We start from the raw sequence: 14,827 nt of genomic DNA, 5'->3' as shown, positions 1-14,827 counted from the left end.
ACACGTGGCCAGGGTGCTGGCCGCGGATCCCGGCGAGGAGCGGTGGCGTGCCGCGTTCGAGGGCTTCCGCGGGCCGCCCCCGCTGCCGTACGACCGGCCCCCGGACCGCGCGCACCTGTCGTGCTCGTCGGCCGTGCACGGGGCCGGGCTGCCCGCCGGCGTGCGGGCGTTCGCGCGGCGCAACCGGTTGACGCTGGGGACCGTCGTGCAGGGCGCCTGGGCGTTGCTGCTGGCGCGGCGCGGTGGGACGTCGGACGTGTGCTTCGGGCTGGTCGTGTCCGGGCGGACGCCGGACCTGCCGGGGTCGGACGCGGTGGTCGGGATGCTGGTCAACACGGTGCCCGTGCGGGTCCGGGTGGAGACCGACGACGTGCCGCGCTGGCTGGCGCGGTGGCAGGCCGAGGGGCGGCCGTCGGACCACGCGGCGCTGACCGACGTGCGGCGGTGGGCCGGGGCGCCCGCCGGGACGCCGTTGTTCGACAGCGTCGTGGTGGTCGAGAACTACCCGGTGGACGACGGGCTCGCGGCGGTCGACGTGCGGGCGGTGGAGAACACGAACTACCCGCTGCACCTGGTCGTGCACGACGCCGAGCCGCTGACGGCCCAGCTGGGCTACGACCCGGACCTGTTCGACGCCGCCACGGCCGCCGGGCTGGTGGACGAGTTCGCCGGGCTGCTGGCGGACCTGGCGGGCGACGCGGCGGCGGTGACCCTGCCGACCGCTTCCCGGCCGACGGACCCGCCGACGGACCCGCCGTCCGAGCTGCCGTCCGCCGCCGGTCCGGCGCGGTTCGTGCCGCCGACCACGCCGGGGGAGCGGGAGGTCGCCCGGGCCTGGGCCGAGGTGCTCGGGGTGGACGGGGTCGGGTGCGCCGACGACTTCTTCGCCCTCGGCGGCGATTCCGTGCTCGCCATCCGGGTCGCCGCGCGGCTCCGGCCCGTCTTCGGGCGCGCCGTGGCCCCCCGGACCCTGTTCGACCACCCGACGGTCGGCGCGTTGGCGGCGGCGCTCGGGCGCACCGCCGCCGAGGACGCGCGGGCGCGGGACTACGAGCTGTGACGACGGAGGCCACCGTGCGGGACGAGGACATCGCCATCATCGGGGTCGCCGCCCTGCTGCCCGGGTTGGAGGGCGGCGGGCTGGACGCGCTGCGCCGGCTGCTCGCCGACGGCACGGACCTGGTCGGCCAACCGTCGCCGACCCGCGTGCGGCACACCGGCGGCCGGGCGGGCGCCCGGTACCTGCCCATGGCGTACCTGGACCGGATCGACCTGTTCGACCACCGGTTCTTCGGCATCTCCCGCCGCGAGGCCGAGATGATGGACCCGCACCAGCGGCTGCTGCTCCAACTCGCGCACGAGGCCGTCGAGAACGCCTGCCTGGCACCGGGGTCGCTGCGCGGGTCGCGCACGGCCGTCGTGTTCGGGCACGCGCAGTCCGACTACGACACCCTCTACCAGGGCGAGGACCCGCACCAGACGCTCGGCGCGCTGTCGGCGTCGTCGGCCGCGCGCGTCGCCTACCACCTGGACCTCACCGGGCCCGCGTACGTCGTGGACACGGCGTGCAGCAGCAGCCTCGCCGCGCTGGCGAAGGCGGTGGAGGAGCTGCGCCGGGGCACGGCGGACCTGGCGCTGGTGGGCGGGGTCAGCGTGCGGCCCGTGCTGTTCACCGAGCAGACGCACACCCCGGTCCGGGGCGTGGAGTCCACGGACGGCCGGTGCCGCCCGTTCGACGCGAAGGCCACCGGCGCGACGGCGGGCGAGGGCGGCGCGGTGGTGCTGCTGCGCAGGCTGCGCGACGCGGTCGCGGCGGGCGACCCGGTGCGCGCCGTGGTCAAGGGCGTCGCGGTCAACCACAACGGGCACCGCATGGTCGGCCTCAGCGCGCCCAGCCGGGTCGCGCAGACCGAGGTGCTGCGCCAGGCGTGGCGCGACGCCGACGTCGACCCGGCGACCGTGGCCTACGTCGAGTGCCACGGCTCGGCCACGCCCCTGGGCGACGTGATCGAGGTGGACGCGCTGCGCGAGGCGTTCACCGAGGCCGGGGTGCCCGCGCCGGGCTGCGCGATCGGGTCGGTCAAGGGCAACGTCGGCCACCTCGACGGCGCGGCGGGCATGGCCGGGCTGCTCAAGGCCCTGCTGTCGGTGACGCGCGGCGAGCTGTACCCGACGGCGCACTTCGAGTCGCCCAACCCGATGCTCGACCTGTCCGGGCCGGTGCACGTCAACCCCGGCCTGCGGCCGTGGCCGGGACGTGACGGCGTGCCGCGCCGGGCGGGCGTGAGCGCGTTGGGCATGACCGGCACGAACGTGCACGCGGTGCTGGAGGAGCCGCCGCCGTCCGACCCGGCGGAACCGCGGTCCGGCGTCGAGCTGGTGACCGTGTCCGCGAAGTCCGCGGCGGCGTTCCGCGCGTACTGCGACCGGCTCGCCGACTTCGTCGAGCGCACCGGGCACGGCCTGCGGACCGTGGCGCACGCGATGAACCGGGGCCGCGACGACCACCCGTTCCGGGGCGCGTTCCCGGCGGAGAGCGCCGCCGAGCTGGTCGAGGCGCTGCGGTCGGCCGTGCCGCCGGACGCCGCCGCGCCCGACGACCGGCCCGTCGTGGTGCTCCTGCCGGGCGACGCCGCGCCGGACGACGCCGCGTGGGCGGAGCTGGTGTCGGCGTTCCCCGAACTGGCCGGGGTGGCGCTGCCCGGGACGCCCGCGGCCCGGCTGGTCGTGGCGCAGACCGCGTTGCTCGACCTCGCGCGGTCGCTCGGCGTGCGGGACGCGCACCTGGTCGGCTCGGGCGCGGGGAACCTCGCGGTGCGGGTGGCCCGCGGTGAGCTGTCCACGTCGGACGCCGTCGCCGCCGCCGCGGACCTCGGGCTGACCGCCGACCTGGACCGCACCCGGCTGGCCGGGGTGGTCGAGCGGTTCGCCGCCGACCAGGCCGTGCTGGTGGACCTGGGCGGCAACGGCGTGCTGACGCGGGAGATCCGCCGGCTGCGGCCGGACCTGCCGTGCGTGGAGTTGTTCTCGGTGCCGGGGCGGCGGGGCGTGCTGCGGCAGCTCGGCGCGCTGTACCGGCTCGGCGCGCGGGTCGACTGGGCCGCCCACTACGCCGACGCCGCCGTCCCGCGCGTCGAGGCGCCCACCTACCCGTTCGACCCGGTGCGCTGCTGGTGCCGCCCCCTCGGCCCGGTCGGGGACACCCGGCCGGCCCCGGAACCCCGGCGCGCCGAGCCGGGGGAACGGCCGGCTCCCGGGCGCGGGCGCGGCGAGGCGGGGGAACGCCGCGGCGGGCCCGAGGAACGCGTGGCCGAGGTGTGGCAGGAGGTGCTGGGCGCGGAGGGGCTGACGCCGGACTCGGACTACTTCGCCCTCGGCGGCACGTCCATCGCGGGCATCAGCGTGCTGCGGGCGTTGGAGCGCGACTTCGCCGTGCGGCTCACGTTCGCCGACCTCTACGCCCACCCGACCGTGCGCGCCCTGGCCGCCCGGGTGGCCGAACTCCGGGACGCGGGCGGGACGGGCGCGCCCGCGTCGGTGGCCGTCGTGCCGCGCGGCGGCGCGCTGCCGGTGTCGTTCGGCCAGGAGCAGCTGTGGTACCTCGACCGGCTCGACCCCGGCACCCCGCTCTACAACATCCCGCACGACCTGCGCCTGACCGGGCCGCTGGACCGGACCGCGCTGCTCGCCGCCGTGCGCGGCGTGCTGACGAGGCACGAGGTGCTGCGCACGCGCATCGAGGCCGACGACGACGGCGTGCCGCGGGCGTACGTGCGGGAGGAGGAACCCGAACTCGTCGTGCACGACCTGAGCGGGCTGCCGGCGGCCGAACGGCACCGCGAGGCCCGCCGGCTGGTCGACGCGGAGGCCGTGCGGCCGTTCGACCTCGCCTCCGGGCCGCTGGCGCGGACGTCGTTGATCAAGCTGGCCGACGACGACCACGTGCTGCTGTGGAGCTACCACCACATCGTCTTCGACGGCTGGTCGCCGACGGTGTTCTTCCGCGACTTCACCGAGCTGTACCTGGCGGCGCTGGCCGGCCGGGAGCCCGACCTGCCGGAGCTGACCGCGCAGTACGCCGACTTCGCCGACTCGCAGCGCCGCCGGTTCGCCGACGGGGCGCTGGAGCGTGACCTGGCGTTCTGGCGGTCGGAGCTGGCCGGGCTGCGGACGCCGGAGCTGCCGCTGGACCGGCCCCGGCCCGCCACGCGCTCGTTCGCGGGCGGGATGGTCGAGTTCGAGGTGGGCGAGCGGGACGCCGAGGCGGTCCGCGCGTTGAGCAGGCGGCTCGGCGTGACCACGTTCGTCACCATGCTCGCCGTGGTGGACGCCCTGCTGCACCGCTGGGGGCGGCTCACCGACGTGGTGGTGGGCGTGGCCACCTCCGGCCGGGTGGACCCGGCGAGCCACGACCTGATCGGCTACTTCAACAACGTGCTGCCGTTCCGCACGCCGGTGCGCGGCGAGGCCCGGTTCGGCGACCTGGTCCGGCGGTGCGCGCGCACCGTGGCCGACGTGCTCGACCACGAAGAGGCGCCGCTGGAGAAGGTCGTCGCCGACGTGCTGGGCCGCCGCGACCCGGCGCGGCACCCGCTGTTCGACGTCGTCTACACCTACCAGAACGTGCCGCAGGCGACCGCCGAGCTGGCCGGGCTGCCCTGCTCCCGCTACCTCGACGGCGCGATCGCGGGCATCGCGCCCGGCACCGCGAAGTTCGACCTGACCTTCGGCGTGGTCGACCAGGGCGCGGGCGCGATGAGCGGCTACGTCGAGTTCGCCACCGCGCTGTACGACCGCGCGACCGCCGAGCGGCTGGCGTCGTGGCTGCCCGCCGTCGTCGCCCGGGTCGTGGCCGACCCCGACGTGCGACTGGACGAGTTGACCGAGGTGGGGGCGCACGTGGTGAACGACGGTCCGACGGGGGCGTACGCGGTGGACGGCGGTCCGACGGGGGTGCGGGTGGTGAACGGCGGTGCGACCGGGGCGATGGGGGCGCGCGGGAACGGCGGCGGCCCGGGGCGGGCGGTGGAGGTGCTGAGCGCCATCTGCGCCGACCTGCTCGACGTGGACGCCGTGTCCGCGGCCGACAACTTCTTCGCGCTGGGCGGCGATTCCGTGCTCGGCGTGCGGGTGGCGGCACGGGCGGCCAAGGCGGGCGTGCACATCACGCCGCAGCAGTTGTTGCAGCACCCGACCCTGGGCGAGCTGGCGGCGGCGGCCGTGGTCGACGGCGCGCCGGCCGCCGAGCCGGAGCCCGCGCCCGTGCCCGCGGCCGCGCCGGACGGGCGGCCGATCCCGCTGACCCCGATCATGCGCGGCTTCCTGGAGCACCTGCCCGACCGGCGCGGCGACTTCGTGGAGGTGCACGTGCTGGAGCTGACGTCGGCCGACATCACCGCCGACGCCGTCCGCACCGCCCTGCGGCACCTGGTCGCGCGCCACGAACCGCTGCGCTACCGGTTCCGGCGCAACGCCGTGGGCACCCGGGCCGAGTGCGCCCCGGACGCGGAGGCGCCGTTCGACGTCGTGTTCCTCCCGCCGGGCGACGAGCGCGAGGTCGTGGAGGCCGACTGCCGGGCGTTGCGGCACGACCTCGACCTGGAACGCGGACCGCTCGCCCGCGCCCGCTACTACGAGCGCGGGCACCGGCGCGGCGGGCTGCTGGCGCTCCTCGTGCACCACTTCGTGTTCGACAACATGTCCACCGTCGTGCTGATGGACGACCTCGACGCGCTGCTCGCCGAGGCGGCGGCCGGACGTGCCGCCGCGCCCCGGCCCGCGCCCGCGGCGTGGCGGGAGTGGGCCTGGCGGCTGCACGACCTGGCCGAGTCCGACGAGGTCGCGGGGGAGCTGGCGTACTGGACGGCGGTCCTGCGCGAGGGCGGGTCGTACGGGACGGTGGCGGGGACGGGCGGGGAGGGCCTGGCGAGCCGGTCCGTCGCGCCGGTGGACGTGCCGTCCGCGTCCGGGCGGGAGCTGGCGCTGTGCGCGGCGGCGTCGGGCCTGGCCCGGGTGGGCGGCGCGGCCGGCGCGTACCTGATGGTGGAGGGCGAGGCCACGCCCAACGTGTACCGGCGGGCCGGCCGCGGGCCGTCGATCGGGTGGTTCACCAGCCTGCACCCGGTCGCGCTGCCCGTGGCGGGCGCCGCGCGCGACACGTTGTCGCTCGTGGTCGACCGCGCCCGGTCCGTGCCGCACGACGGCGTCGGGTACGGCGTGCTGCGGCACCTGTCGCCGCACGGCCCGGGGGTGGACCGGTTGCGCGCGTTGCCGGAGCCGGGGGTGCTGCTCGTGCACGTGCCGGGGGACATGGCGGCGTTCGACTCCGGGGTCGGGCTGCTGCGGAGCCGGTGGGACCTCTCGGTGAACCTCAAGCACGCCATGACGGCGTGGTTCGGCCTGATCATCGCCGTGTCGGAGCGGGACGGCGAGGTGCGGCTGGAGCTGAGCGGGTCGGTCGGCGCGGACCCGTCCGGCTTGGAGGAGCTGGCCGACGCGATCGCCGCCGCCTACGGCGAGGCGGCGTGATCGCGGTCGCGGGCACGGGCTGGCGCCTGGGCGACCCGGTGCCGGTGTCGCGGTTGCCGGAGTGGGCCGACCTGGGCGACGCGGAACGGGCCGTGTGGTCCGGGCTGGGCATCGAGACCGTGGCGGTGGCCGAGTCCGCCACCGCCACCGACCTCGCCGTGGTGGCCGCCCGCCGGGCCCTGGCGGCGGCCTCCGCGTCCGAGGCGGACGTCGACGTGGTGATCACCGTCGAGCCCCGCGCGCCCGAGGCGCTGATCAGCTCCGACGCCACCCGGCTCCAGGCCGCCCTGGGCGCGCGCCGCGCGATGGCGTTCTCCGTCGGCGGGCTCGGGTGCGCGTCGCTCACCCCGGCCCTGCTCACCGCCGCCGGCCTGCTGCGCGACCCCGGCGTGCGGACCGTGCTCGTGGCGCACGGCAGCAAACCCGCCACGTCCCGCCGCTACCGCCACCCGGTGACGATCTACGGCGACGCCGGGGGCGCGCTGGTGCTCACCAGGACCGGCGACACCCGCGTGCGCGACGTGCTGCTGGAGACCAACGGCGACTACGCCGACCTGTTCCGCGTCCCGTACCGGGACCGGCCGTTCGCGCAGTGGCGGGAGGAGTGCGCCGACCCGGTCGCCTACGCGCTCCGGCTGGCGCGGGAGACGCGCGACCGCCTGCGCGACCTCACCGCCCGCCTCCTCGCCCGCAACTCGCTGACCCCCTCCGACGTGACGTGCTACGTGGCGCAGAACCTCTCCGCGCCCTCGCACGGCGTCTACGCGGAGATCCTGGACGCCCCGCTGGCCCCGTCGTGCGGCGCGAACCTCGTCCGCCACGGCCACCTCGGGCCGAACGACACGTTCCACAACCTCCACACCGCCGACGTGCCGCCCGGCAGCCGCGTCGTGCTGCTGGACACCAGCCCGGCGGCGGCGTGGAGCGCGGTCCTGGTGGAGACCGGCGCGGGCGACGCCGGCGCCCACCTGCTGTGACCGGTGGCGTCAGACCGCCACGCCGACCTCGACCAGCCCGTCCAGGAGCGCGGGCAGCGGGCCGCGGTGCAGCACGCCGAGGCGTTGCGTGGCACGGGTCAGCGCCACGTACAGCTCGGCCGCGCCGCGCGGCCCGTCGGCCAGGATCCGGTCCGGGTCCACGACCAGGACGGCGTCGAACTCCAGGCCCTTGGTCTCCGACGCCGCCACCGCGCCCGGCACGTCCGGCGGCCCGATCACGACGCTGGTGCCCTCGCGACCGGACTCGTCCCGCACGAACTCCGCGATCGCGGCCGCCATCCCGTCCCCGTCCACCCGCCGGGCCCACGGCCGGACGCCGCACGCCCGGACCGACTCCGGCGGCCGCACGCCCGGCGCGAAGTCGGCGAGCACCGACGCCGCGACGTCCATGATCTCGGCCGGCGTGCGGTAGTTCACGGTCAGGGACCGGTGGACCCAGCGGCCCGGCACGTACGGCTCCAGCATCGCGCCCCACGACGTCGCGCCCGCCGGCGACCGGCGCTGGACCAGGTCGCCGACGACGGTGAAGGAACGGCCGGGGCAGCGCCGCATCAGCACCCGCCAGTCCATCTCGGACAGCTCCTGCGCCTCGTCCACCACGACGTGCCGGTAGGTCCAGTCCCGGTCCGCGGCGGCGCGTTCGACCAGCTCGCGGGTGTCGCGTTCGAGCACCCGCTCGGCCAGGTCCTCGGCGTAGAGCAGGTCCGTGGCGAACAGGTGGTCCTCGTCGTCCATCGAGTCCTGGCGGCCGACCAGGCTGTCGAGCACGTCGGCGGCGTACGCGGCCTCCGCCTTCCGCTTCCGCTCGGCCGCCCCGTCGTCGGCCCCGTCCCGGCCGAGCAGGTCGACCAGCTCGTCCAGCAGCGGCACGTCCGACACCGTCCACGCCTCGCCGTCGGCCCGCCACAACGCCGGGTCCGCGCCCGCCGCGCGCAGCCGCTCGGGCGAGGAGTAGAGCCCCGACAGCAGCGCCTGCGGCGTCAGCACCGGCCACAGCTCGTCGAGCAGGGCGGTGAACGCCGCGTCCTCCGCCAGCTCCTTGCGCAGGTCCGCCCGCACCCGCTCCCACGACTCCCGGTCCGACCGGCTCAGCCAGCCCTTGCCGAGCCGGCCGATCGCCCGCTCGGTGAGCGCGAAGGTGAGGACCTCGGTGAACACCGCGCGGGCCTCGTTGTGCGGCAGCCCGCTGTCCCGGGCCTCCTGCCTGGCCCACTCGGCGGTCTCGGGGTCCACCCGCCCCACGACGCCGCCCAGCTCGACCGGCACCGGCCGCTCCGGCAGCCGCTGCCGGGCGGCGACCGCCGCCGCGAGCACGTCCAGGACCTTCCGGGATCCCTTGAGCCGCGCCGCTTCCGGCGCGTCCTCGGCGGTGACGTGCAGACCGGGCACGAGGTCGCCGGGGGTCAGGAAGACCACGTCGGACTCGCCCAGCGACGGCAGCACGCGGCTGATGTGGTTGATGAACGCCGGGTTCGGCCCGACCACCAGCACGCCGTGGCGCTCCATCCGCTCCCGCTGGGTGTAGAGCAGGTACGCGACGCGGTGCAGCGCCACCACCGTCTTCCCGGTGCCCGGCCCACCCTCGATCACGAGCACGCCGGGGTGGTCGAGCCGGATGATCTCGTCCTGCTCGGCCTGGATCGTGGCCACGATGTCGCGCATGCCCTCGCCGCGCGGCGCGTTGACCGCCGCGAGCAGGGCCGCGTCGCCGCGCTCCTCGCCGCCGGGCCGGCCGAGGATCTCGTCGGTGAAGTCGACCAGCCGCCGGCCGCGGGTGTGGAACTGGCGGCGCCGGCGCATGTTCTCCGGGTTGGCGGCGGTGGCGACGTAGAACGGGCGCGCCGCGGGCGCGCGCCAGTCCAGCAGCACCGGCCGGTACCCGTCCTCCTCGTCGAACAGGCCGATCCGGCCGATGTACGAGCGCTCGCCCGTGACCGCGTCGAGCCGGCCGAAGCACAGCCCGTTGTCCGCCACGTCCAGCCGCTTCGCCTCGCGCGCCAGCGCCCGCACCTCGTCGTCCCGCTCCATGGGCGTGCCGCCGGTGCCCCGCAGCGCCGCTCCGTACCGGGCCCTCACCCTCGCGCGCTCGGCGTCGAGGCGCTGGTAGAGCCCGGCCACGTAGTCGCGTTCGGACCGCAGTTCTGCTTCGTACCCTCGAGTTGACACATGCCCCTCACAGCGGCTAACCTCGTACTTAGGATCGGCGGAGTCCCTTCGAAATTCCGGGGACACGCCGACTTTCCATTGTCCGGCCCCTGTCAAGCCGCCGTCGGTCGGCGGTGCGCGGGCCGCTCCCCCTTGCCGTCGAGACGGCTGATTCTGCGGCACCCGCCGGGTCTTGCGGCAAGCCCGGGGACGCGCGGTACGGTGAAGTGGGAAGGCGCGGAGCACCCCTTCCCACGCCGAGGAGTTGGACGGGACGGTCCGCCTGCTCGGGCCGTTCGACACGTTCCGTTCCCGTTCGTCGTGCGCGGGGCCGTCAGGCGGTCCCGGTCGCCCGTGCGCGCCCGGTCCGGTCGGGACTGCTCTCCCGTCCCCGGGGGTCGTGTGGCGGTCAGGCCGCGGGGGCCGGCTCGGTGGTCAGGGCGGCGGCCAGGGCGGTGGCGATGGCGTCGGCGGTGATCCAGCCGTCCCGGCCGATCGCGTCGGCCGGGAGGTCGATCGTCAGCAGCGGCTCGTGGCCGGCCAGGTCGATCCCCTCGACCGCGGGGTAGGCGCGCAGCCGCGCCGCGCCGGGGCGGATCGGCACGACGGCCCGCGCCCCGGCGACCGCGACGTCCAGCCCGAGGACCTGCTCGTCGCCGTCCGCGGCCGGGTCGACCCGCACGTGCCCGACCTCGGCCGGCACGTCCCGCCGGGACAGGAGCGCGGCCACGGCCTGGGCGAGCGTGTCGCTCACCGCGATGAACCGCGCCCGGCGGGCGATCCCGGCGAACCGCTCGCCGGGCGGGATCGTGACCGTCCGGCCGTCCTTGTCCTGCCCGACCGCGGGCGCGGGCTCCAGGTGCAGGAACAACTCGTGCGCTTCCCGGTCCAGCCGGTCCGGGTCCACGACCGCCGCCTTCCCCGCCACTGCCGCCTCCGTCCACGTCAAGATGAGCGATGCTCGCAAACCATACGTGTCCGGTGGCGGTCGCGCCGCCGCGCCTCACGCGCCCAGCGCGGCCCGCACCTTCGCGATCACGGCGGCCTCCACCTCGGCCACCTGGCCGTCGGCGAGCGCGACCTCGTGGCAGATCGCCTCGACGGCGTCCGGGAACGACGCGGCCTCGTCGGGGGCCTTCGCGGCGAGGATCTTGACCGACATCCGCAGGGCCTCCAGGACCTGCTCCTCGAACTCGGTCCCCGACCCGGACGGGAGGTCGACCCGGGACGCGTGGAGCACGCCGCGCAGCTCCGCCGACAGCCGCATCAGGGCGCGAAGGCCGGCGTGGCGCTCCTGGATCACGGGACCGGGGTCGGCCTGGGACACCAGCACCATCACACCGAAGACGGCCGTGCGCAGCGTCCGGCTCTCGGCGTCCGTGTAGAAAATCATGCGGTCAGCCTAGGTGTTGCCGGTCGCGGCCCCGGTGACGGCGGGTGGGCCCGTCGGAGGGCCGCGGGGGACCCGACCGCGACGCGTGGAACCCCGGTCCGGTGTGCCCGCCGGGGGACGTCTTCCCGGGCTGCGGCGGGAGGTTGTCGCTCGGCCGGCGGGGACGTTCTGGTGCGACAGCCGGGACGTCCCCGTTCGGCCGGCGGGACGTCTTCGCGCGCCGGTGCGGCGGGCTCGCGCGGCCGGCGGAACGCGCCCGTGCGGCCGGCGCGACGCACTACCGTGGCGGGGTGGACCTCTTCTCCCGTTCGTGGGCGGCGTTGCGGGCCGCGGTCGCCGACCTGTCCGACGAGGACTTCGGCCGGCCGTCGGGCTGCGCCGGCTGGCTCGTCCGCGACCTGGTGTGCCACCTGGTCATCGACGCCCAGGACGTGCTGATCACGCTCGTCACCCCGGCCGAGGGCGAGCCGACCCGCGACGCGGTCACGTACTGGGAGGTCGGCGACACGCCCCCGACCGGCGACGACCCGCTCGACGCGCTGACCGTGCGGCTGGCCGCCGCCTACGGCGAGCCGTGGCTGCTGAAGTTCCACCTGGACGACGTCGGCTCGGCCGCCGGTCGCGCCGCCGCCCTCGCCGACCCCGCCGCCCTGGTCGGCACGCGCGACCAGGTCCTCACCGCGGGCGACTACCTCTCCGCGTACGTGCTGGAGTGGACGTTGCACCACCTCGACCTCGTCGCGCACCTGCCGGACGTGCCCGGACCGCCCGCCGAGGGCCTGGCCCGGACGCGCGCGATGCTGGAGCGGATCGCCGGCGCGCCGTTCCCCGCGTCGTTCGCCGACCGGGACGCGTTGCTCGTCGGCACCGGCCGCCGCGCGCCGACCGACGCGGAACGCGAGCGGCTGGGCGACCTGGCCGACCGGCTGCCGTTCGTGCTGGGCTGACCGGCCTAGGTGTGGATGACGAGACCGCGCCCGCCGTCGCGCTTGGCCTCGTACATGGCCCGGTCCGCGCGGCTGAGCACGGACGCCGCGGTGGCCTCCGGGTCCGGCGCCGCGCAGATCACCACGCCGACCGAGGCGCTGATGTCCACGTCGCCCAGGGCGTCGAGGACGCGGAACGCGACCTTCTCCGGCTCCTCCACGCCCTCGACCAGGACGCCGAACTCGTCGCCGCCGAGCCGCGCCACCACGTCGGTCTCCCGCACGCACTGCCGCAGCCGCTGCGCCACGCGGGCCAGCATCGCGTCGCCGTGCGCGTGGCCGGACAGGTCGTTGACCGCCTTGAAGTCGTCCAGGTCCACGAACAGCAGCCCGAACGGGGTGCCGTCGCGCTGGTGGGCGGCCATGGCCTCGTCCAGCCGGCGCTCGAACAGGCCGCGGTTGGCCAGGCCGGTCAGCGCGTCGTGGTGCGCCTGGTGGGTGAGCGTGCGTTCCGATTCGCGCAGCAGCAGCACGAGCTTCGTGTTGTCCACCAGCGTCACCAACTGCCGCAGGATCACCGCGGCGAACACCGTGAAACCGCAGCCGATCTCGACCGCGTCCAGCGGACCGAGGTCGCCGATGATCGTGCGCCGCAGCACCAGCACGCTGCTCACGAGTAACGGCACGTACGGCATCAGCAGGTAGGCCCACTGCCACGGCCGGCTGGTGCGACCGGGGCCCGAGCGCGGCGACGGCACGGGCGCGAGCGCGGCCAGCCCGATCAGCGCGGGCCCGATCACGAACCCGGCGTTGGCCAGCGGCGGCACCTCGGGGGCCTGGACGCTGACCAGGTAGGCGAACGCGAAGTCGGACGCGGCGAGCCCCGCCAGGCCGAGGCCGAGCAGCCGCAGCTGGGGCCGCAGCACCAGCTTGCGGTCCGCGCTCAGCACCACCACGATCACCAGCAGCACGAGGTCCGTGACCGGGTAGGCGATCGCCACCAGGAACGCCGCCGAGCCGGGGTTGCCCGCCGCGACCAGCCCGCCCAGCGACGTGGTCCAGGTGAGCACGAACAGCGAGCCGACCACGATCAGCCCGTCCAGCAGCAGCACCAGCCGGGCGCTGCGCGAGCGGCGGTCCAGCAGCGCGTCGGGGGAGTCGGAGCGGCGGAAGTTGCCGATGACCAGCAGCGCGACGAACGCGAACGGCACGATGCTCAGGTAACCGGCGTCCGCGGGCGACGGCGACGGCACCGCGCGCCGCTCGACGAGCTGGTACCACGTCCACAGCGCCTGGCCGGTCGACCAGCCGGCCATGCCGAGGCCCATCGCGAGCCGCCACCGGCGGTCCGGGCCCGTCGCCCGGCGCGCGGTCCACCAGCAGCACGCGGTCGCGAACAGGCCCGTGGCGAGCTGGGCGAGGTCGTCCAGGACCACCGCGCCCTCGCCCTTGACCAGGCCGAAGCTCGCGGCGACGGACGCGGCGACGGCCGCGGCCACGACGGCCGTGGCCGTGATGGCGAACCGCCTCGTCCCGATCACGCGGGTAAGTGTGCCGCATTCCGGCCCCGCCGGCCGGGCCGCCCTGGGAGGATCGGCGGGTGGCAGAGCAGGAGGTTCCCGTGGCCGCCGACGTGGCGACGGAGCAGGAGTACGAGCGGTACGCCCGGCACCGGATCGCCGAGCTGGGCGGCGACGCGGACGCGTTCCGGCTGTCGTACAACGTGCTGCACCTGGCGTACATGATGATCACCGACTACGAGGCGCTGGTGCACCGCGAGCAGGGGTGGACCATGCCGGGGTTCCGGCTGATGTTCAAGCTGTGGATCCTGGGTCCGACGCAGCCCGCGCGGCTCGCCGACCTGTCCGGCACGACCAGGTCGGCGATGTCCAACCTGATCAACACGCTGGAGCGGGCCGGGCTGGTGGAGCGCACCAGGGACGGCCAGGACCGGCGGGTGGTGTTCGTGGCGCTGACCGAGGAGGGGCACGCGGCGGTGACCCGCGTCTTCCCCCGGCAGAACGGCCGGGAGGCCCGGTGGTTCGCCGTGCTGAACGACGAGGAGCGCGCGCACATGGTGGAGCTGATCCGCCGGGTGGTGGCCGACCGGCCGAAGTAGACGCCGGTCGTCGCATTTTCAACGAACGCCGTGCGGCCCGTCCTGCCCGGCCCGAAGGGAGTCCCGATGCCCGCGAGGGCGAACAGGTCCGCCGCCGTGGTGCGGGCCAAGCTCGACCGGCTGGGGGAGCCGCACATCGCCCCGTTCGTCGTGTTGGCGGACGGGATCGCCCGGTCGCGCGGCCTGGCGCCGGGGGAGGTGCCCTACCCGGACCCCGGGTTCGCGGGCACCCGGGCCGAGGCGTTCGTGCTGCTGAAGTCACCCGGTCCCCGCGCCACGAAGGAGGAGGGCTCGGGCCTGCTGAGCGTGGAGAACGACGACCCGACGGCCGAACGCGGCTACCGGGAGTACGAGCGGGTGGGCGTCGCGTGGGACCGCGTCGTGCACTGGAACGCCGTGCCGTGGCCGACGGGGCGGGACCGCCTCACCGCCGCCGACCGGCGGGACGCGCGGCCGTGGCTGCCGAAGGCGCTGGCGCTGGTGCCGGACATCAAGGCGGTGCTGCTGCTGGGGGCCGACGCCCGCGACGCGTGGGCTCGCTCGGGGTTCGTGGACGACCGGGTGGAGGTCATCGCGGGCCCGATGCCGAGCCGGCTGGGGCTGCTGCGCCCCGGCGCGGAGGAGGAGCTGCGCCGGGCGTTCGACGACCTGGCCGCCGTGCTGGGCTGAGGGCGGGGAAGCCGTCGGCCGCCGTGCCACGGCGGCGCGGGAGGTGGAC

The 14,827-nt window shown here is 76.1% G+C and carries 10 protein-coding genes; 6 read left to right on the top strand and 4 right to left on the bottom strand.

Translation table 11 applies throughout. The features are described 5' to 3' along the window. From ACFXGA_RS25970 to ACFXGA_RS25960, 3 genes are all read left to right on the top strand, one after another. A partial coding sequence (locus ACFXGA_RS25970; protein WP_378092015.1) for a condensation domain-containing protein occupies window positions 1-1,060 on the top strand: 1,060 nt, incomplete at its 5' end. Further along, complete coding sequence (locus ACFXGA_RS25965; RefSeq protein WP_378092013.1) at window positions 1,057-6,528, top strand: condensation domain-containing protein; 5,472 nt, start codon at window positions 1,057-1,059, stop codon at window positions 6,526-6,528. The genes ACFXGA_RS25970 and ACFXGA_RS25965, both read left to right, overlap by 4 nt. After that, a complete protein-coding gene (locus ACFXGA_RS25960) occupies window positions 6,525-7,505 on the top strand; it encodes a 3-oxoacyl-ACP synthase (protein ID WP_378092011.1) in 981 nt (326 codons plus the stop codon). Before ACFXGA_RS25965 ends, ACFXGA_RS25960 begins: the two co-directional genes overlap by 4 nt. A 9-nt stretch (window positions 7,506-7,514) precedes the next feature. Here ACFXGA_RS25960 and helR read toward each other — a convergent pair whose 3' ends face one another. The 3 genes from helR to ACFXGA_RS25945 all read right to left on the bottom strand — a co-directional run bounded on the left by helR (window position 7,515) and on the right by ACFXGA_RS25945 (window position 11,064). Beyond that, window positions 7,515-9,692 (bottom strand): RNA polymerase recycling motor ATPase HelR, encoded by a 2,178-nt coding sequence (helR, locus tag ACFXGA_RS25955; protein WP_378092009.1) that lies wholly within the window; start codon window positions 9,690-9,692, stop codon window positions 7,515-7,517. A 388-nt stretch (window positions 9,693-10,080) separates the two neighbouring features. Further along, window positions 10,081-10,620, bottom strand: a complete 540-nt coding sequence (locus ACFXGA_RS25950; RefSeq protein ID WP_378092007.1) for a hypothetical protein — start codon at window positions 10,618-10,620, stop codon at window positions 10,081-10,083. Window positions 10,621-10,674: 54 nt separating this feature from the next. Next, a complete protein-coding gene (locus ACFXGA_RS25945; protein WP_378092005.1) occupies window positions 10,675-11,064 on the bottom strand; it encodes a hypothetical protein in 390 nt (129 codons plus the stop codon). A gap of 290 nt (window positions 11,065-11,354) precedes the next feature. Between ACFXGA_RS25945 and ACFXGA_RS25940 the strand changes: the two genes are divergently transcribed. After that, entirely contained in the window at window positions 11,355-12,011 is a 657-nt protein-coding gene (locus ACFXGA_RS25940; RefSeq protein ID WP_378092003.1) for a maleylpyruvate isomerase N-terminal domain-containing protein, read from the top strand. Window positions 12,012-12,016: 5 nt separating this feature from the next. Here ACFXGA_RS25940 and ACFXGA_RS25935 read toward each other — a convergent pair whose 3' ends face one another. Continuing rightward, entirely contained in the window at window positions 12,017-13,531 is a 1,515-nt protein-coding gene (locus ACFXGA_RS25935) for a diguanylate cyclase domain-containing protein (RefSeq protein ID WP_378092001.1), read from the bottom strand. A 59-nt stretch (window positions 13,532-13,590) separates the two neighbouring features. Here ACFXGA_RS25935 and ACFXGA_RS25930 point away from each other — a divergent pair, with 59 nt between their 5' ends. Continuing rightward, a complete protein-coding gene (locus ACFXGA_RS25930) occupies window positions 13,591-14,109 on the top strand; it encodes a MarR family winged helix-turn-helix transcriptional regulator (protein ID WP_378091999.1) in 519 nt (172 codons plus the stop codon). Between the two features lie 66 nt (window positions 14,110-14,175). Continuing rightward, window positions 14,176-14,778, top strand: a complete 603-nt coding sequence (locus ACFXGA_RS25925) for a hypothetical protein (protein WP_378091997.1) — start codon at window positions 14,176-14,178, stop codon at window positions 14,776-14,778. Window positions 14,779-14,827 lie beyond the last annotated feature (49 nt).

The sequence above is a fragment of the Actinosynnema sp. NPDC059335 genome (assembly GCF_042752395.1).
Lineage (GTDB): Bacteria > Actinomycetota > Actinomycetes > Mycobacteriales > Pseudonocardiaceae > Actinosynnema.
Note: the sequence above shows the minus strand (reverse complement) of the source record. Positions and strands in the feature narration are given on the sequence as shown.

What these genes read in the sequence shown, in the direction of transcription:
- ACFXGA_RS25945 (WP_378092005.1), bottom strand. Translation starts at nt 11,064, where the DNA reads ATGATTTTCTACACGGACGCCGAGAGCCGGACGCTGCGCACGGCCGTC.
- ACFXGA_RS25925 (WP_378091997.1), top strand. Translation starts at nt 14,176, where the DNA reads ATGCCCGCGAGGGCGAACAGGTCCGCCGCCGTGGTGCGGGCCAAGCTC.